General features: G+C 49.9%; 20 protein-coding genes. 1 reads left to right on the plus strand and 19 read right to left on the minus strand.

Annotated features, from left to right (window positions below):
• The 15 genes from KGF88_RS09775 to KGF88_RS09845 all read right to left on the minus strand — a co-directional run bounded on the left by KGF88_RS09775 (position 1) and on the right by KGF88_RS09845 (position 17,066).
• The gene (locus KGF88_RS09775; RefSeq protein ID WP_162014530.1) at positions 1 to 1,917 is read right to left on the minus strand and encodes a Calx-beta domain-containing protein; all 1,917 of its coding nucleotides are present in this window, start codon (positions 1,915 to 1,917) and stop codon (positions 1 to 3) included.
• A 199-nt stretch (positions 1,918 to 2,116) separates the two neighbouring features.
• Positions 2,117 to 2,635, minus strand: coding sequence for a type II secretion system protein (locus tag KGF88_RS13870; protein WP_153826469.1), 519 nt, complete (start codon positions 2,633 to 2,635; stop codon positions 2,117 to 2,119).
• Between the two features lie 59 nt (positions 2,636 to 2,694).
• Positions 2,695 to 3,297, minus strand: coding sequence for a type II secretion system protein (locus tag KGF88_RS09785; protein WP_110076005.1), 603 nt, complete (start codon positions 3,295 to 3,297; stop codon positions 2,695 to 2,697).
• Positions 3,298 to 3,403: 106 nt separating this feature from the next.
• Entirely contained in the window at positions 3,404 to 4,636 is a 1,233-nt protein-coding gene (locus tag KGF88_RS09790; RefSeq protein ID WP_153826470.1) for a type II secretion system F family protein, read from the minus strand.
• Positions 4,623 to 6,410 carry a GspE/PulE family protein gene (locus tag KGF88_RS09795; protein ID WP_153826471.1) on the minus strand — a complete coding sequence of 596 codons (1,788 nt, stop codon included), beginning with the start codon at positions 6,408 to 6,410 and terminating at the stop codon, positions 4,623 to 4,625. The genes KGF88_RS09790 and KGF88_RS09795 overlap by 14 nt, the downstream gene beginning before the upstream one ends.
• A 1-nt stretch (position 6,411) precedes the next feature.
• Positions 6,412 to 7,614 (minus strand): tetratricopeptide repeat protein, encoded by a 1,203-nt coding sequence (locus KGF88_RS09800; RefSeq protein ID WP_153826472.1) that lies wholly within the window; start codon positions 7,612 to 7,614, stop codon positions 6,412 to 6,414.
• Entirely contained in the window at positions 7,611 to 8,528 is a 918-nt protein-coding gene (locus tag KGF88_RS09805; RefSeq protein ID WP_153826473.1) for an ExeA family protein, read from the minus strand. Before KGF88_RS09805 ends, KGF88_RS09800 begins: the two co-directional genes overlap by 4 nt.
• A 21-nt stretch (positions 8,529 to 8,549) precedes the next feature.
• Positions 8,550 to 10,232, minus strand: coding sequence for a pilus (MSHA type) biogenesis protein MshL (gene mshL / locus KGF88_RS09810; protein ID WP_153826474.1), 1,683 nt, complete (start codon positions 10,230 to 10,232; stop codon positions 8,550 to 8,552).
• Positions 10,229 to 10,597: a hypothetical protein gene (locus KGF88_RS09815; RefSeq protein ID WP_153826475.1), complete on the minus strand. Its 369-nt coding sequence runs from the start codon at positions 10,595 to 10,597 to the stop codon at positions 10,229 to 10,231. The genes mshL and KGF88_RS09815 overlap by 4 nt, the downstream gene beginning before the upstream one ends.
• Positions 10,584 to 11,240 carry a hypothetical protein gene (locus KGF88_RS09820; RefSeq protein ID WP_153826476.1) on the minus strand — a complete coding sequence of 219 codons (657 nt, stop codon included), beginning with the start codon at positions 11,238 to 11,240 and terminating at the stop codon, positions 10,584 to 10,586. The genes KGF88_RS09815 and KGF88_RS09820 overlap by 14 nt, the downstream gene beginning before the upstream one ends.
• Positions 11,237 to 11,905 (minus strand): hypothetical protein, encoded by a 669-nt coding sequence (locus KGF88_RS09825; protein WP_153826477.1) that lies wholly within the window; start codon positions 11,903 to 11,905, stop codon positions 11,237 to 11,239. The genes KGF88_RS09820 and KGF88_RS09825 overlap by 4 nt, the downstream gene beginning before the upstream one ends.
• Positions 11,902 to 12,807, minus strand: a complete 906-nt coding sequence (locus KGF88_RS09830; protein WP_110076014.1) for a hypothetical protein — start codon at positions 12,805 to 12,807, stop codon at positions 11,902 to 11,904. The genes KGF88_RS09825 and KGF88_RS09830 overlap by 4 nt, the downstream gene beginning before the upstream one ends.
• Before the next feature lie 159 nt (positions 12,808 to 12,966).
• Positions 12,967 to 14,019, minus strand: coding sequence for a dihydroorotase (gene pyrC, locus KGF88_RS09835; RefSeq protein ID WP_153826478.1), 1,053 nt, complete (start codon positions 14,017 to 14,019; stop codon positions 12,967 to 12,969).
• Between the two features lie 23 nt (positions 14,020 to 14,042).
• Positions 14,043 to 16,361 carry a sensor domain-containing diguanylate cyclase gene (locus tag KGF88_RS09840; protein ID WP_153826479.1) on the minus strand — a complete coding sequence of 773 codons (2,319 nt, stop codon included), beginning with the start codon at positions 16,359 to 16,361 and terminating at the stop codon, positions 14,043 to 14,045.
• A 126-nt stretch (positions 16,362 to 16,487) separates the two neighbouring features.
• Complete coding sequence (locus KGF88_RS09845) at positions 16,488 to 17,066, minus strand: thymidine kinase (protein WP_153826480.1); 579 nt, start codon at positions 17,064 to 17,066, stop codon at positions 16,488 to 16,490.
• Between the two features lie 145 nt (positions 17,067 to 17,211).
• Here KGF88_RS09845 and KGF88_RS09850 point away from each other — a divergent pair, with 145 nt between their 5' ends.
• Entirely contained in the window at positions 17,212 to 18,441 is a 1,230-nt protein-coding gene (locus tag KGF88_RS09850) for an adenosine deaminase family protein (protein WP_110076017.1), read from the plus strand.
• A gap of 72 nt (positions 18,442 to 18,513) precedes the next feature.
• Here KGF88_RS09850 and KGF88_RS09855 read toward each other — a convergent pair whose 3' ends face one another.
• From KGF88_RS09855 to KGF88_RS09870, 4 genes are all read right to left on the minus strand, one after another.
• Positions 18,514 to 20,946 (minus strand): EAL domain-containing protein, encoded by a 2,433-nt coding sequence (locus KGF88_RS09855; RefSeq protein WP_153826481.1) that lies wholly within the window; start codon positions 20,944 to 20,946, stop codon positions 18,514 to 18,516.
• A complete protein-coding gene (locus KGF88_RS09860) occupies positions 20,943 to 21,872 on the minus strand; it encodes an ABC transporter substrate-binding protein (protein ID WP_153826482.1) in 930 nt (309 codons plus the stop codon). Before KGF88_RS09860 ends, KGF88_RS09855 begins: the two co-directional genes overlap by 4 nt.
• 232 nt (positions 21,873 to 22,104) lie before the next feature.
• A complete protein-coding gene (ssb, locus tag KGF88_RS09865; protein ID WP_110077071.1) occupies positions 22,105 to 22,653 on the minus strand; it encodes a single-stranded DNA-binding protein in 549 nt (182 codons plus the stop codon).
• Positions 22,654 to 22,673: 20 nt separating this feature from the next.
• Positions 22,674 to 24,059 carry an MFS transporter gene (locus KGF88_RS09870; RefSeq protein ID WP_153826483.1) on the minus strand — a complete coding sequence of 462 codons (1,386 nt, stop codon included), beginning with the start codon at positions 24,057 to 24,059 and terminating at the stop codon, positions 22,674 to 22,676.
• Positions 24,060 to 24,150: the final 91 nt, after the last annotated feature.

The following is a 24,150-nucleotide window of genomic DNA, read 5'->3' on the forward strand; positions in this document are numbered from 1 at the left end:
CTAAGGAGCTTCAATAATCACCGTAATGGTACGCTCTTCGGTGCTGCTACCTAGCTGCATATTGTTAGCTTTGGTAACAACCAAGGTAAATTGGCGGTCATCAGCATAATTAGAACCCACTAAGGTAAAATCAACGACTATCTCATCATCATGCTTAGCAAAGCTGTATTCCGGGAGAATACCGGTAAAGTCTCGATTCTCAATCGCACTGCCTTGGTTTACCGCAAGCTCAATCGACCCCGCTAAAATTGCCGCGCGATCAAAAGGTAACACCAGCTGTACGTCAAATGATGTGCCATCGTCGGGGCGTTGGAAGGTGATTGTTGCTGGTGTTTCTAGCACCGGCAACGCCAGACCACTCGCCCGAATTGAAATACTCATGGAGCGACTCTCGGGAAGTTGAATGCCCTCTGCATCATAGAATTCTAAGGTAAATTCCTTACCTTCGGCACCTAAGCTATCAAACAAAATCTCAATATCGAGGTACAGGTTTTCGTCGCCCTCGGCAAAGGTCACAGCTTGGTCGCTAATCGCAGTATAGTTACGGCCAGCTAAGGCAGTATCATCCACACTACGTACCCGTACGCTACCAGCAGTGGGCGCAGGCATCGACAGCGGTAGCATTAAGCTATAGGTGACCGGACTGGCATCGCTAAAGGGCTCTGGCACTTCTACCATGGGCTGTAGCTGCAATTCTGCGGTGGCCGGGGTTGACACCGACACCGGCAAAATCGTTAATTCCAGATCACGGGTATTAGGTAGGGTCACGTTTGTTGCTGAGCTAATCTGCAGATAGAACGACAAGGGTTCCGTCATGCCCAAGGGCGTCCGCATCACAGTGACAGGCACCAACACTTCGGTATCGCCGGCGACAAAGTCAATCTGTTCAGAGAACGCTTGAAAATGCTCACCCGCTAACGCTGTGGCTGATTGCGTGGCTAATCGGAACGAACCTGCTTGGCTTGCAGGCGCAGAAAACGGCAAGAGTAAGTTGAACGTTGCGCTGCCACTGGTGGGTTCATAGAGGTCGGTGACGCTCGGCCATAAAATGCTCGGCACCCCTCCCGCTGTTTCATCGTTTACATTAATAACAGTAACTGGCACTGTACGCGTGGTTGGCAGCTGTACATTGGTTGCCGTTTCTGCAAGTAACGAAAACTCGAGATCTTCAGCTTGGTTGGCATCGGCCATTAATGTTATCGAGAACACTACTTCGCGCGCTCCCGCAGCCACCGGCAAGATGTGATCGAAAGCCTCGAAGTTGACGCCTGCTTCAGCGCTACCCTCGACGGTTCTGAGTTTAATCTCACCAGCCACCGGCGACGGCTCGCTTAAGGTGAATACGATCGGATATTCAATGCTGCCACGACCGACTCGCGGTGCCCGTAAACTCAGGTTCTGCGGTAAGCTCAGACTGGCTTGATTCACCGGATCCACTACCTCAGTGGTGGAATAGATGGTGACAGTTTGCGTGGTGCTGCTGCCTAATAGCGCATTAACTGCACCCGTAAGCTGGATCTGAAAGCTGACATCTTCGGTATCACCGTTACCATCGAGAATATCGACGCTGAATTGAGCTGAACTAGCCCCCTCGGCAAAGGTGACAGCATCATTGAAGGTACTGTAATGAGTGCCCGCACGGGCCGTATCGCTGGTGGTTGCGACACTGATACTACCGGCTGCCGGTGCCGGATTAGAAAACTGAATACGCACCTGTAACGCCGTGGTTTGCCCGGCTGCGGGTTGACTCACCTCACTGCTAGCCAGCAAAGACAGGGTCGGGTAAGGATTGGCGCTCCCACCAGGCTGTTGGTCGGGATGCTCACTACCACAGCCACTCACCAAAGCCAGCATCGCTAGAACCGCGAAGAGCGGCTTCAAGAAGGCACTACCACTGAATTGTTTCGTCCACTGCATACTCATGATCCTTTTGCCATCATCTAAATAACAACTTTTTGACTATACATGAATTGCTTACAGCTGGGTACAACAAAAGCCTAGCTAATAGGGTTAAGCTTGCCATTATACATTGTGGTCAACTGCCCACTCGCTGTACGCCAGCCAATAAAAAAGCCAACAAGCAACGCTTGTTGGCTTTTCGCTAGCTTATTAGTGATTAACAGCCAGTGGTTACTAAAGCAATTGTCGGCTCAGCGTTTGCCACTGCAGAATCCGTATAGCTCAAATAACATGCTGCCGCTTCCACACCTGCTGCATCGCTGGTAGCAAGCGTAATGTCGCTAGAAATAACGTAGTAAACACCGGGGGTGGTAGGCGTACCAGCAGTACCTGAGTCGGCGTAATCGCCAGCCGTTTTTTCAATAAAAGTAAAGTCTGCGGCATCCAAAATGCTTTCTAAGTCCGCCGCCTGTACATAACCGTTATAAGTATTGACGGTCGAAGTTCCACGCACGATAACGTTTGAAGCTCCTAAGGTTGCGCCTTTGATTGATGCACGGCCGTAAACCATTTGGTTTGCACCTTTAATGCTACCCTGAATACCTTCTAGGGTTGCAACACGAGCATCTTTTGCAAAATTAAAAAACTGTGGTGCTGCTGTTACTGCCAAAATACCTAATACCACGATTACGATGATCAGTTCGATCAAGGTAAAACCTTTTTGTTGTGTTTTCATAAATCACTTCCTTTTTAAAAAAGCGGGACTATCCCCAAAAGTTAAACGTAAATGTAAAATTAGTTGTTACTAAAGATACTCACCCCACCCGTGCGAGGGTTGTATACAAACGCATTACCGACGCTTAGGTAATCAGTTCCGGTGGGAGCTGACGCTAAGTTCTTAATGGTATTTGCTAAATAATACACGCAAATATCATTTACTCCGTTACTTTCTCGTACTACATAGTAACGGTTTTCACCCAACAGGGTAAAACTGGTGGTGGCAGTAGGCGCACCTTGTAAGATTGCTTGCATGATGGTGCGGCAATCTTCGCTTGTTATGTTCAGGTCATGGGCGTCTAAATTGTTGTCGCCACTTACTGGATAACCGGTACTTCCGTCCACGTTTACGGTAATGCCATCCATAATGATTTCTACGCCAGCCCCATCAATATTACCTTTGGGGCGGCCGCGTAGTTCCCACTCCGCACGTACTAGGCCCACAGCGCTGGCAAAGCCACCGGCAACACCTTCAACTGCGGCGTCTTCGGCATCTGCGGTCACGCTGGTGAAGCGTGGTAAGGCAGAGGCGGCTAGTAACCCTAAAATGACGACCACGATAATCAATTCAATCAAGGTAAAGCCATTTTGTTTCAGCGCTAATGCTGGTTTGTTAGCCATCTTCTTATCCTTATAGTCCCTATGCTTACTATTATCAATTGTGCGAGAAATAATCGCAAATATTATAAGTTAAAGTCTTTTGTTTTAAATTTGTTAAATCATTGCCCTAGCGGTTTTTATAGGCGTTCATCATGTCCCACATCGGGGTAAAAATACCTAGCGCCATAACAGAAATCATCACAGCCACCACAATCAGCATAATAGGCTCGATTTTGGCGGTTAAGCTTTTTAAATCATAATCTACTTCGCGCTCGTAGTAGTCGGCTACTTCGTGCAGCATCTCATCAACGCGACCGGTTTCTTCACCTACTTGAATCATCTGCAATACCAGTGGGGTGAACAGCTCACTGCTACGAGAGACCCGCGAGAGACTTTCACCACGCTCAATATTACGGCGCATGTCATTGATTTTCTTGCCCATCCAGCGGTTATCCACGGCATCGGCGACTAAGCTTAAGCCCTGAGTGAGAGGGACGCCGGCCTTGAGCATCACCGCGAAACTTCGCGAAAAGCGCGACAACAAGGAGCGGAAGATAATGTCACCCACTAAGGGGATCTTCACTTTAAAATAATCCCACTTCATCTCACCTGACGGGGTTTTCACGTACCGGGTTGCCGCAATCGTAGTTACCGCTATGCCTAACAGCAAGGCTGGCCACCAATTCACAAAAAAGTTGGAGGTGCCGATGAGGATGCGCGTCGACAAGGGTAACTCCACATCAAAACGTGAAAACATATTCGCAAAAGTCGGAATGACGAATATGTTCAAAACAAACATTGCGATCACCAAGGTGATAATAATAAAAGTTGGATAACGCAAAGCGGTTTTAACTTGCTTACGGGTTTCTTGTTCCTTTTGCAGGTACTCAGAGAGCTGCATAAAGGCTTCTTCAAGTTGCCCGGTATTTTCACCCACGTGCACGATGGCAACCAATAAGCGAGGAAACACCTTGGGGTGCGCTGCCATAGCCGAGCTCAGCTGGCGACCGCGCTCTAACTGATCCACCACTTCGTGTAAGACGGTACCGAGGCGCCGATTACTGGTATTCTCGGCGAGCCCTTGAATGGCTCGCAGTAAAGGAATACCGGCCTTGGTTAAAGCGTACATCTGGCGGGTAAAAACAATCAGATCGTCGGTACTAATCTTACGTTGAAACAATGAATTAGAAGATTTTTTGTCGGCTTTGTCGGCGTTCGCTGCAGCCCCTATTTTGAGCTGAATCGGCGTAATACCTCGGCGCAGCAAAGCCTCGGCCGCAGTGTTCTCTGAGCTAGCCTCAAGCACGCCCTGTACCAGTTGACCTTGGCCATCACGGCCACGATAACTATAGCTCGCCATGGTCTGAGCCTACCTCGGGTTCAACTTGGTCGCTGACAGCTGCGGTACTAACCCGTAGTTCTTTTTCTTCTACAGTTTCGGCTAAGAAAAGTACTTCGTCGATGCTGGTAATGCCTTGCATGGCGTAATCTAACGCGACGTTGGCCAGGGGTTTGAAGCCGGGTGATGCTTTCGCGGCATGGGCAAATTCACGCATGTCACCGTCACGCAGTGCGTCAATCATAGCTTCGTCAATTTCTAATAATTCAAAGACACCGATTCGGCCTTTGTAGCCAGTATGGTTACAGTTACGACAGCCTTTGCCTTTCACAAAACCACTGCCATCAGCAGCAATATCTGGATTCATGATGCGTAAAATAGCAAGCTGGTGCGGCTCTACCGTAGCAGTGGTTTTGCAGCTTTCGCATACGCGTCGGATCAAGCGCTGCGCCAGCACTCCGCGCAAGGCGGCGCCAACTAAGTAAGGCTTAGCACCCATATCAATCAAGCGTAACGCACTGGTAATAGAGTCGTTGGTGTGCAAGGTGGTAAGTACCAAGTGACCGGTGATGGCGCCACGTAAACCAATTTCCACGGTTTCGTGGTCCCGCATCTCACCCACCATGATGATGTCAGGGTCTTGCCGTAAGGTGGTTCGCAGCACGTTCGAAAAGCTTAAGCCAATCTTGGCGTTTACTTGCACTTGTGAAATTCGCGGCAGGCGATATTCCACCGGGTCTTCTACGGTGATGATTTTTTTCTCGGCTTGGTTCAGTTCGCTTAAGGCACCGTACAAGGTGGTGGTTTTACCAGAACCGGTCGGCCCGGTCACCACAAACATCCCATACGGCCGATGCACTAGGCGGCGTACGCGCGCCAAAATATCTTCGGGCATCCCAGTTTGCTCTAGATTCAACAATCCGGCTGACTGGTCGAGCAAACGCATGACGCAAGATTCGCCATACTGCACAGGCATGGTCGAGACCCGCACATCGATGCTATGGTCGCGTACTTTGATGTTAAACCGGCCATCTTGCGGCAAGCGTTTCTCTGAGATATCTAAGCCCGACATCAGCTTCAGTCGCAATAGCAAGGCATTGGCGATATTGGTTTCGGTCAAAACGTTCTCTTGCAGCGCACCATCCACCCGCATCCGAATCCGCAAGGCTCGGTCGTCTGGTTCGATGTGAATATCCGACGCTCGAACTTGCACCGCATCAGCAAAAATCGATTGCAGTAACTTTGCAACGGTGGCGTCGTCGTCATCGGCATCGAGCGACAAAGCACCTAAATCGAACTCGCCGCCGTCTTGAGTTTCGGTCTGCAATTCTTTAGCGAATTGAGCGATATCCTTAGTACGTCGATACAGGTTGTCGAAGGCGCCCAATAACTCGCTATCTGGTACTACCGCTAAGCGCATTTCACGCGGCTGCAAGAACTGAGAGATAGCATCCACTGCGGCGAGGTCAGCGGGGTCACTCATGGCGACCAAGGCCGAGCTTTCGTCGGCTTCAACCACCAAGGCGCGATGACGTCTGGCCTGCACTTCAGGCACCAAGTTCACCACGTTCTCGGGAATTCTCTTATCGCTTAAATCAAGCAAGGGGATATTCAGCTGACGCGCCAAAAACTCCAGCAAATCGTGCTCAGAGATAAAGCCCAAATCAATCAGGGTAACCCCTAACTTACGCCCATTTTGCTTTTGATCGGCCAGCGCCTGCTGCAATTGGCTTTCAGTTATAATGCCATCTTGGACGAGTAAGTCGCCAAGCCGCATTTTTAAACGAGGGCGCATGCTAATTGGTCTCCGGCTCGATGGGGGTTAACGCGTACAAACGATCATTGATATATTGCCGCGCTTCGCTGCTTAAATCACGATACTGCAGGGCCTGTTGATAGGCTCGCACTGCGGCGGCTGGATTATCTGAATCTTCATGGGCCACGGCTGCGGCTAACCACCAACGGCTTTGCAAAAAACGCCCTGCTAGTACCGTGTAATCAGCTGCGGCCTCGGCATAATAGCCCAATTGATTGGCGGCGGCGGCACGTAATTCGAGCAGCTCTAGGGCTTCGTCGGTGTCCTCATTAATGTTAATCAAGGCGCTGTACGCTTGGTCTACGCGCCCCATGCGATCCAAAATACGGGCGTACAACAACTGCCACTCGCTTTGTTGCGGCTGTCTATCTAGGCCCTGCTGCAAAATGGTCAGAGCGCGCGTCGCAAATCCGCGACCGTACCAATAAGCGGCCAATTCGCTGCGTACTTCAACATGCATGGGTTGCACTATCAGCGCCTTTTCCAGCAGCTCTTGAGCCAGATCGCGGTCACCTTTGGCCATGGCCTCACGGGCTCGGCGTAAGTTAGTCTCGGCCAGTTGCGCAGGGGTGAGCTCAACTCGCTCTACTTTCATCGACGAGGTTGAGGCTGGGGTCGGCCCCACCTTCGGAGCTGGCTCCGGAGCCGGGTCCGGAACGGGGTCCGGAGCTGGGTCTGCAAGTTCCTCTTGCGGTTCAGCTTGGCTTGCGGCTGCGATGCTTGTAGCAGATTCGGGCTGCGCTGGTTCGGGCTGCGCTGCTGCAGGCTGTTGCAGCTCGGCCACATTCACCACCAATTGATTACGACCCTCGGTAGCATCGTCGCTGGTTTCGCTGACCGCGTTAACTGCTTCCTGCCGCGCTTCAGGCGCCGATGAGGGTTCAGGTTGTGCGGGTTCAGCTTGCAAAGCTTGCATCACATAGCTACCGGGATCAGTGTTGGGGCTTTCAGCTTGCTGCGCAGCTGGGTCCGCAGCGGGGTCCAGAGCTGGGTCTGCAAGTCCTTCATGCCACCATTGCCAGACCAACACGGCTAGGACCAAGATGGCGCCGATGCTGGCGATGAGGGCCACGCGGCGCTTGCTGCCATGGCTAGGTGCTACGGCTGCTGGTATGTAAGCTTGGTTGTTTTGCTGTTGCTCGCGTTTATCAAGATCGCGCAGCATGCGGTTTATCACGCTCATGCTAAATACTCCGCTAACCAGCCTTGGTAATAACCCAAAGCTAGAATTGCCGCTACTACGGCAGATAAGCCCAACAACCACCAACCCCAGTTGGCGTTGGGTAAATAGGCATCCTCGGTGTCATCTACTGCCATCCGCACATGCTTGGGAGTAATGCTATACACTCCTTCGCCGTAGCTGAGCAGCAACACCTTATGACATAACACGTTGGCTAAGCGAGGTATGCCGCGACTGGCTTGGTGCAACATGCCAACCACTTTGGCGCTCATCATCGGCGGCCCTTTGTAGCCACCAATATGCAAGCGGTGCGAAATATAACGCGCCAACTCTTGCACACTCATCGCCTGCAAATGATAGCTAAAAGAGATGCGCTGGCGTAACTGTCGATGTTCGCGTGCAGCTAAGCGCTCATCCAATTCGGGCTGACCGAATAGGACGATATGCAGCAACTTGCGCGACTCGGTTTCTAGGTTTGAAATTAGCCGCAAGGCTTCTAAACTGTCGCTCGGTAGGGCTTGCGCTTCATCCAGCACGATCACCACAGTTTTGCCCTGCTGGTTGATGTCTAACAGCCGCTGCTGAATGGCTTGGGTAACTCGTTGCTGACTGTGCTCGCCATGCAGGTCTATTTGTAGCTCTTGGGCAATTTGGGCACGCAGCTCTTCCGGGCTTAAATAAGGGTTAGGAATGTACGCGGTGACATAATTTTCAGGTAGCTCATTAAGTAGCTTGCGACACAGCAAGGTTTTACCCGTGCCGACTTCGCCCACGACTTTGATAAAACCTTCACCGGTTTGCAGTGCCGTCAATAACACCTCCAGCGCTGACCGATGACCCTCAAGATCACAGTAAAAGCTGGTGTTCGGTGTTAATGTAAAAGGCAGTTCACGCAAGCCGTAGTGGTTTTGGTACATTAGCTCTTCCCGTTGCTGATGTTACTCATTGCCATACCATTTTTTCAGAATGTCGCTAGAGCGTTGCAGCTCTTCTTGCCAGCTCTCGGCACCAATAACCGTGGGGCGAATTAAAATCACCAGCTCTTTCTTCTGCTCCACGCGGCGGGTATTTTTAAACAAATTACCCAACACTGGAATGTCTCCCAAGAAAGGTGCTTTCGATTCTGAATCTGTGTACGAGGTTTGCATCAAACCGCCTAACACCACGATCTCACCATTACGGGCTTTGACAATGGTATCGCTTTCACGAATGTTGCTTTGTGCTAGCGGTAGAACAAAGGTGTCGTCGTTCAGCTTCACGACTTTCTCTTGTTCTTGGGTTTGCACCACACTCGGATGCACATGCAGGATCACTTCGCCGTTCTCACTAATCTGCGGAGTAATATCCAGCGAAATACCTGAGAAAAACGGTGTTAGCTCAATATTTGGCGTAGAGGTGGTAGCAGTACCTGTTATCGTGGTGGTGGAGACATCTGTGACAAAGTACTCGTCTTCACCAATCTTAATCACGGCTTTTTGGTTATTAGCAGCACTGACTCGAGGGTTCGAGAGCACCTGCACGTTTCCTTGGCTTTGCAACAAATTAAGTGCGCCAGAAAAGTCGCCGATGTTCAGGGTCATACCAAACACACCGCCGAGGCCACTAGCGGTTACATCACCGCCACTTAGACTCACCGACCCGGTGACTTGGTCAACGCCAAAGAAGTCACTGACGCCGCTGCCCGCTTCAAATAAATCATTCCAGTTGATGCCTTGTTGATAGTCATCATTTAAGGCCACTTCAACAATCCGGGCTTCAAGTATCACTTGGCGTTGTAAACGGCTTTGGGCGCGTTCCAAGAACTCGCGGGCGGCGCGTAATTCACCTGGTAAGGCAGTGATCGTCACTAACCCAGCTTGCGGCGCGACGACGACCCGACGACCATCACCGGTACCAACGATGCCTTCAATAATAGCTTTTAAGTCTTTCCACCAATCGGTTTCCGAAGAGCTACTAATCGACGAGCCATTGGTTTGCATGCCACCTAAGTTTGAGCCGGCTTGGTTCGAAGTTCCACCCTGATTACCCAGCAAGTTATTGTTGATATTACCGCCATAACTGTTACTCCCAGAGCCGCCACTGGTGTTACGGTCGCTGTCTTTAACCCCGCCCGAGCTGACGCTGGTTTGCGATACCCCCATACGGCGCAAGGCTAAGTAGTCTAACGAAATGGTTTCGCTGCGTAAGCCCGCTGGAAACACCTGAATCATGCGGTTGTTACGACGCACATCGTAGCCATAAATATCCCCAACCACGTCGAGCGCTTCAGTGAGGGTAACATCCTTTAAATTAATCGTAATCATACCGTCTACATCTGGATGCACGGCAAAGTTATAAGGAGAATCCACCGCTAAACCGGCAAAAAATTCAGCCGCAGGCATGTCGTTGGCGGCAATAGAAAAACGCGGTTCAGCTAACAATTGAGCGCTAGCAGCTCGCAACTGGTCTTGCTGACCACGCAGGCTAGCCCGCACGGACTCGGGTAACGGCGGGCGTTCGCTGGCCTTGCCTCTGGCGTTAGGGTCTAACGCTTGTTGGAATTCTTCCGGTGGCTGTTCTGGTTGATGCGCACAAGCAGCCAATAATGCACTTAGCGCCGCAACCAATAAAACTCGCTTCATGGTTGACTCTCCGAGTTAGCCGCTTGTTCTTGCCCAGATTGCAATTTTACGTTGCTAAACAAGGCTAACTGTACGGTTTTGTTGGTTTTAGAATCCATTAAGGTCACTTGATTCATATCAATGGCCCGAACAATGTATTGATTTATCGTATCGCCAACAGAAACACGCTGCCCGCCAATTAGTGCGGTGCGCCGTGTACCTCTCCATTGAATCGCTTGTAATTTAAGTTCTGCCGCTAACGCTGGCCCCTCAGTAATGGTGCTACTACGCACCACCGGTGGCGCCGTTGGGTCGCTCAGCTCTTGTGCAGAAACGGGTGCTGCTAGCAGCACTGCAACTATCAAAAACCTACTAGCTGGCCACATAGTCACGCTCCAGACTCAAGGTATAAATTTCTATGGTCACTTCTGCTTGCGGCGCTTGCTTCACTCGGTAATCGAGTTTTTGCCAATAAAAGTTCCAATCCAACTGCTCAAGCCGGTTGAGGTAGTTCCGCACAGCAAAAAAATCACCCGTAACAGAGAGCTGCAAGCGGTGCTTGTAGATCGCTGTCGTGTCATCTTGCGCATCTTGATACACCCGTTCTGGCGGCAAGGCTTGGGCTGACTGTACTTTGATGCCACTGGCTGAATCTAACAGGGCGCGCAACAGTGCTTTGTTGTCGGAGGCACTGATGTAGTTGGCCTCGGCATTCAACTGGGCTTCTAAGCGATCTAAACGCTCTTGCAGTTGTCCGCGACGACTTTTTAATTCTGCTTTCGGGTCACCAGCTAAGCGTGCTTTTACCGCTGCGAGTTCTTGCTCAAAGATACTAATTTGCTGCTGTTGTTGGCGCTGAGTTTGGCGTTCGGTAGCTAATTGCTCTTGAGTGGGCAACAACACCAGCCACACCCCAAGGTAAACCACCACCGCCACGGCCAGCGCAAACCAAAACTTACGGCGCCCTTGCGGGAGCAATAAAAACTGCTGCTGCCATTGTTGCCACTGTTGCGTTAGTTGTTGCATCATGGGCGAGCCCCGCTGCCGTTATTAGTGGCGCCAGAGCTGTTAGCGCTAGTGCCTAGCTGACTAGGCTGCAACAGCAAACTACCGTGACTGTCACTGCCCACAGTAAACTGTAACGCGCCATTTTGTTCATCGCGCAACTCAAACACCCCAAAATTACGGTTCTTCAGGGTCGGATAATTAGAAAAGCTGGCTAACCAACGCGGTAAGGCACTGGCCGCAGTGGTATGGCCTTGCAAGGTCATATCCTGATAGGCCAACACAATTCGTTGCAACCAGATGTTGTCGTTGTCTACGCGAGCTAAATCTGTCATCACATTAGCGAAGCTAGGCTGGCCGGTTTGGGTTACTGAACGCATGTGCTGTAACAAGCGCTGCCGTTGCGCCAGGCGTAACTCAAGCTGGTCAATTTCGGCCAGTAGCTGTTTATCGTTGAGGGCCTGCTTGAGCAGCTCTTGTTGCTGGTTAACTTGCTGCTGTACGGCGGTGTTTTGTGCGCTCAGCTTAGCTGTCGTTGCTTGCTGATTGGCCAGATACCACTTGCTCAGCCCTGCGCCAATCATCACTACAACCAATAAGGTACCCACCACTAAGCTAACAAGCTTTAAAGTAAGCGGATCACGGTTAGGTTGTAGCTCAGCTACATACAAGTTAGCTATGCGTTTCATGCTGCTTGCTCCTTGGCTGGATACAGCAACTCACGCGCCAGCATAACCCCACCTAACACTGGGAAATCAGCAAAATCGGCGGTAGCCAGTTCTTGCGCCCACAACGGATACTCGGCCCACTGCACCTCAAACCCTAAATCGTCAGCTACTTGTTGTTGCAGTGCGGCGCGATGCTTTGAGCCCACAGCTAACACCACTTGCTTGATCGGGCGCTGGCGTAGTTGCCGTTCAAAGTAATCAGCTGAGCGCTGTACCTCAATACTTAGCGGTGAACCACCACCTAAGCTGATCTCATCAGCGCTGAGTGCACTGATTTGCTCCAGCGCTCGCACTAAACGGTTTACCTGCAACTCGCCTTGTTGGTATACCTGCAATAAGGCGGGCTCGATATCATGCTGATAGACCACCACGCTGGGCTCTTGCAATTGGGTAAACAAGCGCGACACGGCCTGCTCTTCAGCCACAATACCGCAGATATTTTCGCTCAGCTCTTGGGCTGCTTTAAGCACGCCTTGCAGCATCGTTTTATCCGCTACAATTGCGTTGATTTTATCTTGTCCGGAGAGCTGTACTGGGCTGTCGTAATAATCGGCAATGATGTCGGCGGGTGCGAGCGATACCAGATCGCGCAAACTGTACTTCAACGCTTGGCTGATTTCAGCGGCCGGTAACTTGGGTCTATCGAGCTGCACACTTTGATACAGCGATGGGCCCAACACCACCAACAAGGCTGGATTACCTTTGATGTACTTAGGATATTTGTGTGCCAGTTCTTGCATGGCATGGCCCCATTGCCCGTCCGCAACCTCTTGATGATCGGACACGATCAAGGCTGGTGTAGACTCATTAATTTCTGCAATAGCTAACGACACGCCTCCTTTGGCCAACGCAAAGGTTAGCACCAGGTCGTTCCTAGACTTAGCTGGCCACAAATTAAGCAATGCGAATATCCCTTACAAATTATGTATTTTATTATAGGTATATTATGACTTTATAACGGATATAAAACCATGACTTGGCGACAATTTCTACAATGTTAAATTGTTCATTGAAATGTTGCTTTATTGTTTAATCCGCCACTGCAGTGGCTCTCCCGCCCAATAAGGCACCATGGGCCCAACTGCAGTAGCTACTGTCGCTGGTACCATCCACTGGTCTTTTTCTAAGGTAACGGAGCTGGTAGCACGAGGCAACCCGTAAAAATCAGCACCAAACCCACTGGCAAAATCAGCTAACTTGTCGAGCGCATTCATTTGCTCAAAGAACTCAGCATACAACGGCAAAGCCGCCGGTGCTGAATAACAACCGGCACAGCCACAGGCAGTTTCTTTGCGCGATTGTGCATGAGGTGCCGAGTCTGTTCCTAAAAAGAAGCGCGGATGCCCCGATGCAGCAATACGCCGCAGTTCTAATTGATGGTCGCGACGCTTTAAGATAGGTAAACAATAGTTATGCGGACGCACCCCACCTACCAACAAATCATTGCGGTTCATCAACAGATGTTGCGGAGTTATGGTTGCCGCTACGTTTGCACCAGCCTTTTCCACGAATTCTACGGCATCAGCGGTGGTGATATGTTCTAGCACTAACTTTAACTGCGGATGCCGAGCCAATAAAGGCCGTAAGTAACGGTCAATAAACACCTTTTCACGATCAAAGATATCAATCTCAGCACTAGTCACTTCGCCATGCACCAACAAGGGCACACCATGACTCGCCATGGCGGCAAACACCTCGTCGAGGGCCTCAATGTCAGTTACCCCGGCCGCGGAGTTAGTGGTGGCCCCTGACGGGTAGAGCTTGAAGCCAATAATCGCCGGCTCGGCAGCCGCTGCAACTATGGTTTCAACACTGGTGGCTTGGGTTAAATACAGGGTCATTAGGGGTTCAAAACTGCTGCCGGCTGGTACCTGCGCTAAAATGCGATTGCGATATTCCAAAGCTTGAGCAACTGTCGTCACCGGCGGCACCAAATTAGGCATCACCACAGCTCGGCCAAACACAGCGGCGGTGGCAGGGACTGTGGTCGCGAGTAAATCACCATCGCGTAAGTGCAGGTGCCAATCGTCTGGTGTTGGAATTGTTAGGTGGTTCGCCACCGCTGCAGAACTCATATCAACCTCGCTTGTTACAACTATCAAGAAGCAGCAATAGCACGATTTCGACCTTGCTCCTTCGCTAAATAAAGTGCTTCGTCAGCACGGGCTACCCATTTGTCGACATCAGGATCAACGCTTACGAGTTGCGCGACACCGGCGCTAATGGTTACCGGAATGCGCTTATCATCCCAATTAAAATGGTGCTCGGCAATAGCTTTACGGACTCTTTCAATGCCTTGCATGGCTTGCGCCAGTTCTGCATGGGCAAATAAAATGCCAAATTCTTCTCCGCCTAACCTAGCTAGCAAATCTGTATCTCTTAATTGCTGTTTGGCTAGACGACAAAACTCTCGTAAGACCTCATCGCCGGCGGCATGGCCAAAGCTATCGTTGACCTTTTTGAAAAAGTCCAAATCGATAATGGCGACACTCATGGGTAAATCGTAGCGTTCACTCTCGTCTTTGCGCTGCTGGGCCGCTTCTAAGAACACTCGCCGGTTAGCCACGCCAGTCAGCTCATCGCGGGTCGCCATGCGGCGCAGTTCTTCTACCACAAAACGGCGTTCTTGATCGATACGCCGAATATGCATTAGCGTACCAAGCGTATCTAGCATAGGTTGTAACCACGCCAGATCTTCGAGAAAGTAGCCGCGAGCTGAATGCGCCAAAATAAGTAAGCCCACCACTTCGCGCTTAAAATAAAGCGGTAACATGATGGCGTTATCTAATTGGGGCAACTCTATGGGAGTAAACTTTAGTTCATCTTGTGCGACAGGATTTGGACAAAGCTCGGGATCCCCACGCAATAACACCTGACTGACCACGCTCCCTGACACTACGACTTCTAGCCCTTGTCGGATCAGCGCTTGGGTGGCTTGCTGGGAGCCATTTAGCCGATTCACATAGCCATGCACCCGAAGCATATTGCGGTGCCGACTTTGCTCCGGCAACTCACCAATAAACCCCAGTTTGCTTTGGCTTAAGCTCATCAGTTCTGGCAGCGCAATATCGCAAACCTCACTGAAATGTTCGACAAATAGAAACTCATGCTGAACTTGGCTAACTAAACTGAGGATGGCTTCTTGCTGATGCTGTTTGAGCTCATTTTCAACTTGTTCGGTCACATCGTGATGAATCCCTACCATGCGCGTCACCCGTCCATTGGCATTGCGCTCTACCGCCTTACCCACAGTGTGCAACCAAATGTAGTGACCATCGGCATGCTGTAATCTTATCCGTGCTTCAAAACGTTCGCTATGGCCTTGCAGGTGCTCAATGAGTTGGCTTTTTGCCGTTGCGACATCGGCAGGATGAATCAGCTCGGCCCAGCCGTTGTCTTGCGCAAAAGAGCTATCACGATTGAGAATTTTATCCCACGTATGATTGACACTCACCGTACCTTCGGTCAAGTTCCAATCCCAGGTGGATAAATCGCCTGCAGCTAAAGCCAATTCAAAGCTCTGGTTAGCGTACAGCAAATCCAATTCTAGCTGTTTACGATCCGTATTCTCGTAGATATAACCTCGCACCCGCATCACTTTGCCATGGCGATCTAAATCGGCTCGGGCAAAGTGTTTTACCCAGCGCGTGTGCTGCGATGGTGACACCACGCGGTATTCGATTTCTAAGCTAGGCTGGATACCGTCAAGCACCAATTGCATTTGGTCGAGCAGTTGCTGCTGGTCTTCGGGGTGCACAATAGATTCATAATTAATCTCAAGGTCTAACAAATAATCAGCGCTGTAGCCTAAAATCCGCTCGACGTTTTCGGCGGCGTAAACCAAATGCACATCGGGCTCGAGCTGCCAGACCACGGCTGCAACCGGGCCTTGGGCTAGCACTTCACGTTCGGCGGCAAAGTTTTCTAGTTCATAATGCTGCACAATATCGTGCACCACCCATGCCGCCAAACCTTCTAACCATTGCTGCTGTTGCGGCGACAACTGGCGCGGCCGCGAATCGATCAGGCACAGGGTGCCGATATTGAGATCGTCATTCAGGGTTAACGGTACCCCGGCATAGAACCTGATACCATCGTTGGCAGCAACTAAGGGATTATCGTGAAAACGCTCATCTTGGCTCGCATCTTCAACAATCATGGTGGTCTGCTGGGTAATGGCGTGAGCACAAAAGGAGATATCTCTGGGAGTTTCTAGTAAATCAAACCCTTGCACAGATTTAAACCACTGGCGATGTTCATCCACTAAGGTAATGATGGCTGCATCAACGCCAAATAATTGCTGCGCAAAGGCGGTAATACTGTCGTATAGAGGGTCTGCCTCGCTATCGAGCAAGTTAAGTTCGTACAAAAGCTGTAAGCGGGCCTCTTCATTAGCCGGCAGTGGTGGTTTGATCATTCAAGCTCCTAGGCTATCGAATCAGAATAGAACAGCTTTAATCCTAATTAGGTGTCATATTAGCAGATATCTGAGATTTAAAACGTAACAACAGGCTAGTTTTACAACGTAATTCTTATTTTCCGCTTACTTGTTTAGCTTTTCTTTCCAATGTTTACGACAACAAGAGATATAACGATCGTTTCCACCAATAGCAATTTGATCGCCTTTGGTCACCGCATTGCCATGCTCATCAATACGCAAGTTCATGGTTGCCTTGCGCCCACAAAAACAAATGGTCTTCATTTCTGCCAATTTATCGGCAACCGCCAATAGCACGGCGCTGCCAGGAAACGCCTGGCCAAACGCATCGCTGCGAATGCCGTAGCACATCACTGGAATATCCACGCGGTCAACGACATCAGTTAATTGCCACACTTGCGTCTCGGTTAAAAATTGCGCTTCGTCTATCAACACACAATCGATGGCTTGCTTTGCATGGCGAGCCTCAATCAAGGCGGCTAAATCAGTGCTGTTAGAAAAGCCCAAGGCACTGCGCTCTATGCCTAAGCGCGAGGCAATGGTGCCAGCGCCAGCTCGATCATCAATAGACGGCGTAAGCAAGAGCACGCGTTGATCGCGTTCTTCGTAATTGTAAGCCACCTGCAATAACGAGGTACTTTTACCTGCGTTCATGGCCGAGTACGTAAAATATAGTGATGCCATTGGTTTTTAAACGAAAGTTTTGAATGAAAAAGATTCTGGCAATAGTAGAGTGGAACCGCGGGGGGCTCAAGTAAAAATTCGTAGCAGAGGGCGGACGAGCTTAGCGGTAGTTGCTATAATCCGCCCAACTAACAGGAGAATAATCATGAGCAGCGCCTATACCCCCGAGTTTTTAAAAGCCATGCCAAAAGCCGATCTTCACCTTCACCTTGATGGCAGCCTCCGCCCACAAGGCTTGATTGAGATGGCCCAGCGTAGCGGAATTGAGCTACCTTCTTATACGGTAGCAGGGCTTTATGACTTGGTTTTTAAAGAGTCTTATCAGAATCTTGGCGAATACCTCAATGGGTTTCAGTATACCTGTGCGGTGCTGCGCGATATGGAAAACCTAGAGCAAGCTGCCTACGAATTAGCGCAAGATAATATTGCCGAAGGTGTGGTTTATATTGAAGTACGCTTTGCCCCGCAACTCATGATGGACCCAGCTCGGGGGATTGATTTTGACCGAGTGATGCACACCACCAATGCCGGCTTAAAACGCGCCAAAGACGAATACAACGCACAACCTGAAGTGGTGAGTGGTGCTAAGCCCCCGTTTGATTACGGTATTATTAACTGCGCCATGCGGATGTTTGGCAAGAAAGGGTTTTCGCCTTATTACACCCAATTGTTCGCCATGTTGCGTGACCATGAACCCAAGCAAGTGATTAAGACCGCAGCCATGGAAATGATCCGTGCCAGCGTGCGGCTGCGTGACGAAGAAGGTTTACCGATTGTTGGCTTAGATATCGCTGGGCAAGAAATGGGCTATCCTGCGCACGATTTTAAAGAGGTGTACGAGTATGCTCATCAAAACTTCCTCTTAAAAACCGTGCATGCGGGCGAAGCTTACGGTGCGGAAAGTATTTTTGAAGCCATTACCCAGTGCTATGCGGACCGTCTTGGCCATGGCTATTCGCTGTTCTCACCAGAAATGATTCAAGATGCTGCGATTACTGATAAAGAAGACTATGCCAAGCGGCTAGCTTCATACATTGCGGATCGTCGCATTGCCATCGAGGTCTGTATTACCAGTAACTTGCAAACCAACCCAGATATTGCTGATGTGCATAACCACAATTTTATCCACATGTTCAACAATCGCTTAGCTACGGTGATTTGTACCGATAACCGTCTGGTGTCGCGTACCACAGTTACCCGCGAGTATGAGTTGGCCCTGAGCGCCGTAGATGTTCCCCTCAAGCGACTTAAAGATATGGTGGCTTATGGGTTTAAAAAGAACTTTTTTGCCGGTGACTATGTGTCGAAACGTGCCTACGCGAAGCAAGTACTTGAATACTTTGACAAGGTAGCGGCTCAACACGGCTACAAATAGGGTTGATTAGCAGCGCAAGCCACCTTAACCATGATTGGGTAAGGTGGCTTTTGCAATTATCGGCTAACGCCCCTACTGCTGACTCTGGTTAGCTAAATATTCTGAAGCCGGAATAGGTTTCGCAAAATAATACCCTTGGCACACCACCTGAGCCGAACAGGCACTCAAAAACTCTACCTGTTGCTTGGTTTCTACCCCTTCGGCAACCACCCGTAAATTCAAGTTGTTGCCCATTGCAATCACGGTTTCTACCAGTTGTTCTTTTTCTTCGGTGCCTATGCCTTGCACAAAGCTTTGGTCTATTTTGAGCTCATGCAAAGGTAGCTGGCTTAAATAAGATAGCGAGGAGTAGCCGGTACCAAAGTCATCAATAGAAAACTGCACACCAGATTTCTGCAGTGCCTTCATTTTAGCTACAACATCGTCAACGTCATCCACTAATAAATTTTCGGTCACTTCAAGAATTAAACGCGAGGCATCCACGCCGGACTTCACCACTTCACGCTCAATCTGATACACAAAATCATACTTACGGAACTGGCGTGGACTGATATTGATAGCTAGGGTTTGTTGACCGGGTAAGTGCTTTAACACTTGCAGCGCCGCACGTAAAATCCAGCGTCCTAGATCAACAATCAAATCGCTCATTTCAGCAATTGGAATAAACACTCCTGGCGATACGATACCTTTGGTAGGGTGATTCCAGCGCACCAACACTTCTACGCCGACCACCTCGCCATTGGACAATTGCTGACTTTGCAAGTACAGCTCTAATTGGTTATTGGCAATAGCTTCTCGCAGTTCACGTTCCACCTCAAAGCGCCGCTCTAGGGCATAACTGTAGGCGGGGTTATACACAGCAATCTGATTACCACCGGCGTCTTTAGCATTGTGTACCGCCGTTTCGGCATGACGCAAAATAGCTTCGGGATTATCGCCGTATTCGGGATACACCACGATACCGGCGCTCGCGGTAATGGAAATACGTTCGCCTTCAATTAACATCGGCTCAGCTAATTCAGCCAGCAAATCTTTCACCATGAATTCAACTCGATTAACCGTTGCCTCTCGATCTGCGCTACGAGTTGGGAATAATACCGCAAATAAATCACCACCCAAGCAACCAACTCGCGCCTCAGGCTCGGCTTTCATAACATGGCCTATGCGCTCGGCTACCGCCAACAAAATCGAATCACCGAACTCAAAGCCGCGAACATCGTTAATACGTTGCAAGCCATCAAGTTCAAACAAAGCTACAGCACCGCGAGTAGAGTAATCACGTTCATCTAAAAACTGCTGCAAAATTTCTTGGCATTGGGTGCGATTAGGTAAACCTGTCAGCACATCGTAATAAGCTAGGTACTGAACTTGAGCCTCGGCCGCACGACGTTCGGTAATATTTTGCTTGGTGGCAATGTAATGGGTGATGTCACCACAGGGGCTACGCAAAGGCGCAATAGTTGCCCACTCACGGTACGGCTCACCGTTTTTCTTGAGGTTATAGAGTTCACCCTGCCAGCTGCGCCCGGCAACTAATGCGGTCCACATAGCATCGTAGCTCGAGCGTGGCGTCTCGCCCGAAGCTAACATTTTCGGATTACGCCCTTGCACATCCGCTAGGCTGTAATCGGTGATATCCGTGAACGCCTTGTTAACGTATTCAATTTCACCGGCAAGATTAGTAATCATAATACTGTCATGACTTTGCTCTACCGCAGAGCTAAAGCGCAACAGTTGTTTTTCGTGCTGCTCGCGTTGCAAGGCCGCATCGCGCAGACTGTCACTCAAGAGACCAAGTTCATTATCACTGTGAATATCAAAGTTCTGCAATGACTCGCGCCGCGCAAGCTTGTCTACCCCCACCATTAAACGCCTTACGGGACGAACAATTTTACGTTGTAAGATCACCCATAAACTTATTCCCACGGCAGCCAGCAAGGTTAAGAACAGCACCAGCTCATTGAAAATAACGTTAGTAAAAGTGTACCAATTACGGGCGTGCTCATATTCAACGACGAACACATTATGCAATTGCTGATTGCCCACAACCTTGCCACTCACCACCGGCACCATGGCGATAAAGTGATTGTGTTCCGGATGATACTGCATGATGGTGACGCCAGACCTTGCGACCTCTGCTATTTGCTGACGATCTAAATGTTGCACGAAGGTTTTCAGATGAGGACTGATGGCGTTGGCGGAGTAATAGCTTGCAAGCTCGCCCGTTGGGCTAAGAATAGCTGTATTAGTAACTCGTGGATGCACCTGAAACTCGCTCAATACCTCGCCTACGGCATCGTATCTACCAACGCCAAAGATCCGATTAAGCGAGCCTTGCGCTACCACGAGCATACTTCTTAGCTCTAACTGCGCATTGTACAGAGCAATCTGGTTTTGCCCCCGCACCACAAAATAGCCCAGCAAGCCCACAATCAAAAAGGCGATGACGGTAATAGGCAGGGTCACTTGGATATTCAAGCGCCGATGAAAAGGCAGCAAACTCATAGCACGCCCTCACAGATCGGTAGCGGTGTGATCACCTGATGAATCCCTGAAGCCACTAATTGTTCACTGACTTGTTGCTGCACTCGGGCGTAGTCCTGTTGTAAGAAGGTTCTACTGGCGGCGCTGTTGTACAAACTTAAACTAGCTAAGCTTTGCCGTAGTTCTTCGGCATTAATCCCCGATAACGTCTGCAAAGCTTGATAATACGGATGCTGTGGATCCAATGCTGCCGTTAAAGCCTTATCCCAAACCGGACCGGTTAAGCGCTTAAGAGCAGCTTGATGCTGTTGCCAGCTCTCTTGTTTGACGACCAAGGTATCGATAATTTCACCAGGTATCTCGCGGCTACTAAAAATCTGCTCAGCACCCATCGAAGCTAGTTTTTGGCTAAAAGGAGCATAGGTAACAAAGATATCCGTTGCTCCTGCGGCATAAGCAATAGCGTGTTGATTGGGTAAAATGATTTCACGTCTTACTTGGCGCTCAGGAATATCATGCAGGCGCATCCAGCGTGCTAATAGATAGCGTGCCAGCGCACTATCTTCCATCCCCACCACCCAGGGTTGTTGACGATCATTGATATCAAACCCAGGTGGCGCATAAATAGCATCGGCCCCATGGGAGCTGTTAATCACCTGTGCGATACAAAGTTTAAGGTCGGTGCGTGTCTGTAGGCTTAAGGCATTATCTAGGCTTAAAAGAGCTGCTTGTGCGGCGCCGTTAGCAACCATGCGTACCACGCTAACGTCCGACGTAAGCATAGTGATATGAATATTAGCGGGAATAGCTTCTGGATGAAGGACCTGTTCAGCATAATAAGGTTGATAGCCTAGCCAGGTGTTCCCTACCACAGACAAAGTCTGTGGTGGCGGCGTGCAGCCCACCAACACCATCATTACCCCAATTAAGCATACGAGCTTCTTCAACGCCTTACCTCAAGCCTGAATATGATCATTGTCATAGCCGGAATTTTACGTACATTTTTGATTCTTGGCTATAGGTTACACCTCTAAGATGAAATAAAACCTTAATTAGAGCAAGGTTTTACTTCATCGCCTGCGGCAATCTGTCGCAATTGAGTCTCATTGGTTATAAAAGATACGAAAAAGGAGGCTGATTAGCCTCCTCTTGAACAGAATAGTTTAAGACTGTGGATGATCAGAACGGAATATCGTCATCGTAATCACCGCCATTGAAAGGTTCTGGGCTTGGTGATTGTTGTCCTGACGATGGGTTTGATTGCTGGAAGCTCTGGTTCTGATTATTCGCCGGAGCATTAAAGTTTTGACCTTGGCCACCTTGGTTCTGCGGCTGGTTTTGATTCTGGTTGCTCGGACGGTTATTGCTGTAGCCGCCTTGATCGCCACCACGACTATCGAGCATCTGTAAATCGTTAATAACGATCTCGGTGGTGTAGCGCTCTACTCCATCTTGGCCTTGCCATTTACGGGTTTGTAAACGCCCTTCAACATAGACTTTCGAGCCTTTCTTCAGATACTCACCAGCAATTTCTGCTAGACGCCGATAAGCGACGCAGCGATGCCATTCGGTTTGCTCGCGTGGCTCGCCTGTTTGCTTGTCTTTCCAGGTTTCGCTGGTGGCAATACTGATGTTGGCAATCGCCGTGTTGGTTTGGGTATAGCGCACTTCTGGGTCTTGCCCTAAGTTGCCAATTAAAATCACTTTATTGATGCCGCGACTGGCCATGCCTTGTGCTCCTTGATTTGCTAATTTTGGTAGGGCGTCAGTAGCGCCGCTAATTCTGCTTCATTGTAATGGGTTTTATGAACTTTTAAATACACCGTTTGCTCAGCACTAACAATACGTACTTCTTCAACCCCGGTGGCATGCGCTAACTGCTCGGCTAATTGCTGTGCTTGCGCTGCGTTCAGCTGACGAATAGGTAAGCTGACGTTCTGCTGTTGCGGAGGGGGCTGCATCCCGAAGCTACTGGCGAACCAGAATACTAACAGCACTGCGGTAAAAATCCCAATCCCGAACAGGCCCCATTGTTGATAAACATAACCGCCGGCAGCACCGCCAATAAAGGCTCCTAAAAACTGCGCAGTAGAGTAGATACCACTGGCGCTGCCCTTGCTACCCGCGGGGGCAAAACGGGTTAGCGAAGAAGGCAATGATGCTTCTAAAAAGTTAAAGCCGGTAAAAAATAGCACAACGGCTACAACTAAATACGTCCAATGCGGTGGTACCCAGACGATAACAGCTACAGCTAACAGCAGCAGCACAATCGCGACTCTGAAATAAACGGGTTGTTTACGTTTGCGCTCAGCGATGATCAGCATTGGAATCATCAAGGCAAACGAGGCCAATAAGGTGGGCAAATACAGCCACGCGTGTTGCTCGGTAGCCAAACCACCAGCCACGAACTGTAGCGGAACCACCACAAAAAACGCGGTTAACACACAATGTAAAACAAACACGCCAAAGTTTAACCGAGCCAGTTGCGGATGCTTGAACAGGCTTCCTAACTCGCTGCCAACCGGAATAAGATCACCTTTTGCGGTTTTCTGGGTCACTGACGGCACAGCTATTAATAGCACCACAATTCCAAACAGCGCAGATACGGCGGTGAACACGAACAACCCTTGTAAGCCGATATATTCGCCAAGTAAGGGGCCGAGCACCAGCGCCAGGGCAAAGGACAAACCAATAAACATGCCGATAGTGGCCATTACTTTCGGGCGCTGTGAGTCGCGGGTAATATCAGCTGCTAATGCTAAAATGGCTGCAGCAATAGCTCCGGTGCCCTGCAACGCACGGCCTATCACCACACCAGTCAGGGTATCGGCCATCGCCGCCACCACACTACCTAGCGCAAACAACAGCAAACCACCAACAATCACTGGGCGGCGACCGATACGATCGGACAACATCCCCATCGGAATTTGTAACAAAGCCTGAGTAAGGCCATAGGCGCCTATCGCTAAACCTATCAGCAAGGGCGTATAGTCGGGATACTGCTGACCATAAATAGCGATCACCGGCATGATCAAAAACAGCCCTAACATCCGTAATCCAAAGACGGTAGCTAAAGCCCCAGAGGCGCGGCGTTCGGTGGGGGTCAATCGATTGTCATTGTGCTGATGTGCCATGCTTATCTCATTGCTGCAGGAAAAAATCGCTCGCCATTGTACCAGAAGGTGGTGCATGTGCGATAATGCTCGTTTCATTTATAACCGCTAC

The organism is Idiomarina loihiensis (assembly GCF_024584785.1).
GTDB classification, from domain to species: Bacteria; Pseudomonadota; Gammaproteobacteria; order Enterobacterales; family Alteromonadaceae; genus Pseudidiomarina; species Pseudidiomarina fusca.

Coding starts and splice junctions, on each gene's coding strand:
- KGF88_RS09795 (WP_153826471.1), bottom strand. CDS start 6,410: ATGCGCCCTCGTTTAAAAATGCGGCTTGGCGACTTACTCGTCCAAGAT.
- KGF88_RS09840 (WP_153826479.1), bottom strand. CDS start 16,361: ATGATCAAACCACCACTGCCGGCTAATGAAGAGGCCCGCTTACAGCTT.
- KGF88_RS09790 (WP_153826470.1), bottom strand. CDS start 4,636: ATGGCGAGCTATAGTTATCGTGGCCGTGATGGCCAAGGTCAACTGGTA.
- KGF88_RS13870 (WP_153826469.1), bottom strand. CDS start 2,635: ATGAAAACACAACAAAAAGGTTTTACCTTGATCGAACTGATCATCGTA.
- KGF88_RS09805 (WP_153826473.1), bottom strand. CDS start 8,528: ATGTACCAAAACCACTACGGCTTGCGTGAACTGCCTTTTACATTAACA.
- KGF88_RS09870 (WP_153826483.1), bottom strand. CDS start 24,059: ATGGCACATCAGCACAATGACAATCGATTGACCCCCACCGAACGCCGC.
- KGF88_RS09785 (WP_110076005.1), bottom strand. CDS start 3,297: ATGGCTAACAAACCAGCATTAGCGCTGAAACAAAATGGCTTTACCTTG.
- mshL (WP_153826474.1), bottom strand. CDS start 10,232: ATGAAGCGAGTTTTATTGGTTGCGGCGCTAAGTGCATTATTGGCTGCT.
- KGF88_RS09775 (WP_162014530.1), bottom strand. CDS start 1,917: ATGCAGTGGACGAAACAATTCAGTGGTAGTGCCTTCTTGAAGCCGCTC.
- KGF88_RS09820 (WP_153826476.1), bottom strand. CDS start 11,240: ATGATGCAACAACTAACGCAACAGTGGCAACAATGGCAGCAGCAGTTT.
- KGF88_RS09815 (WP_153826475.1), bottom strand. CDS start 10,597: ATGTGGCCAGCTAGTAGGTTTTTGATAGTTGCAGTGCTGCTAGCAGCA.
- KGF88_RS09850 (WP_110076017.1), top strand. CDS start 17,212: ATGAGCAGCGCCTATACCCCCGAGTTTTTAAAAGCCATGCCAAAAGCC.
- KGF88_RS09800 (WP_153826472.1), bottom strand. CDS start 7,614: ATGAGCGTGATAAACCGCATGCTGCGCGATCTTGATAAACGCGAGCAA.
- pyrC (WP_153826478.1), bottom strand. CDS start 14,019: ATGAGTTCTGCAGCGGTGGCGAACCACCTAACAATTCCAACACCAGAC.
- KGF88_RS09825 (WP_153826477.1), bottom strand. CDS start 11,905: ATGAAACGCATAGCTAACTTGTATGTAGCTGAGCTACAACCTAACCGT.
- KGF88_RS09855 (WP_153826481.1), bottom strand. CDS start 20,946: ATGAGTTTGCTGCCTTTTCATCGGCGCTTGAATATCCAAGTGACCCTG.
- KGF88_RS09845 (WP_153826480.1), bottom strand. CDS start 17,066: ATGGCATCACTATATTTTACGTACTCGGCCATGAACGCAGGTAAAAGT.
- ssb (WP_110077071.1), bottom strand. CDS start 22,653: ATGGCCAGTCGCGGCATCAATAAAGTGATTTTAATTGGCAACTTAGGG.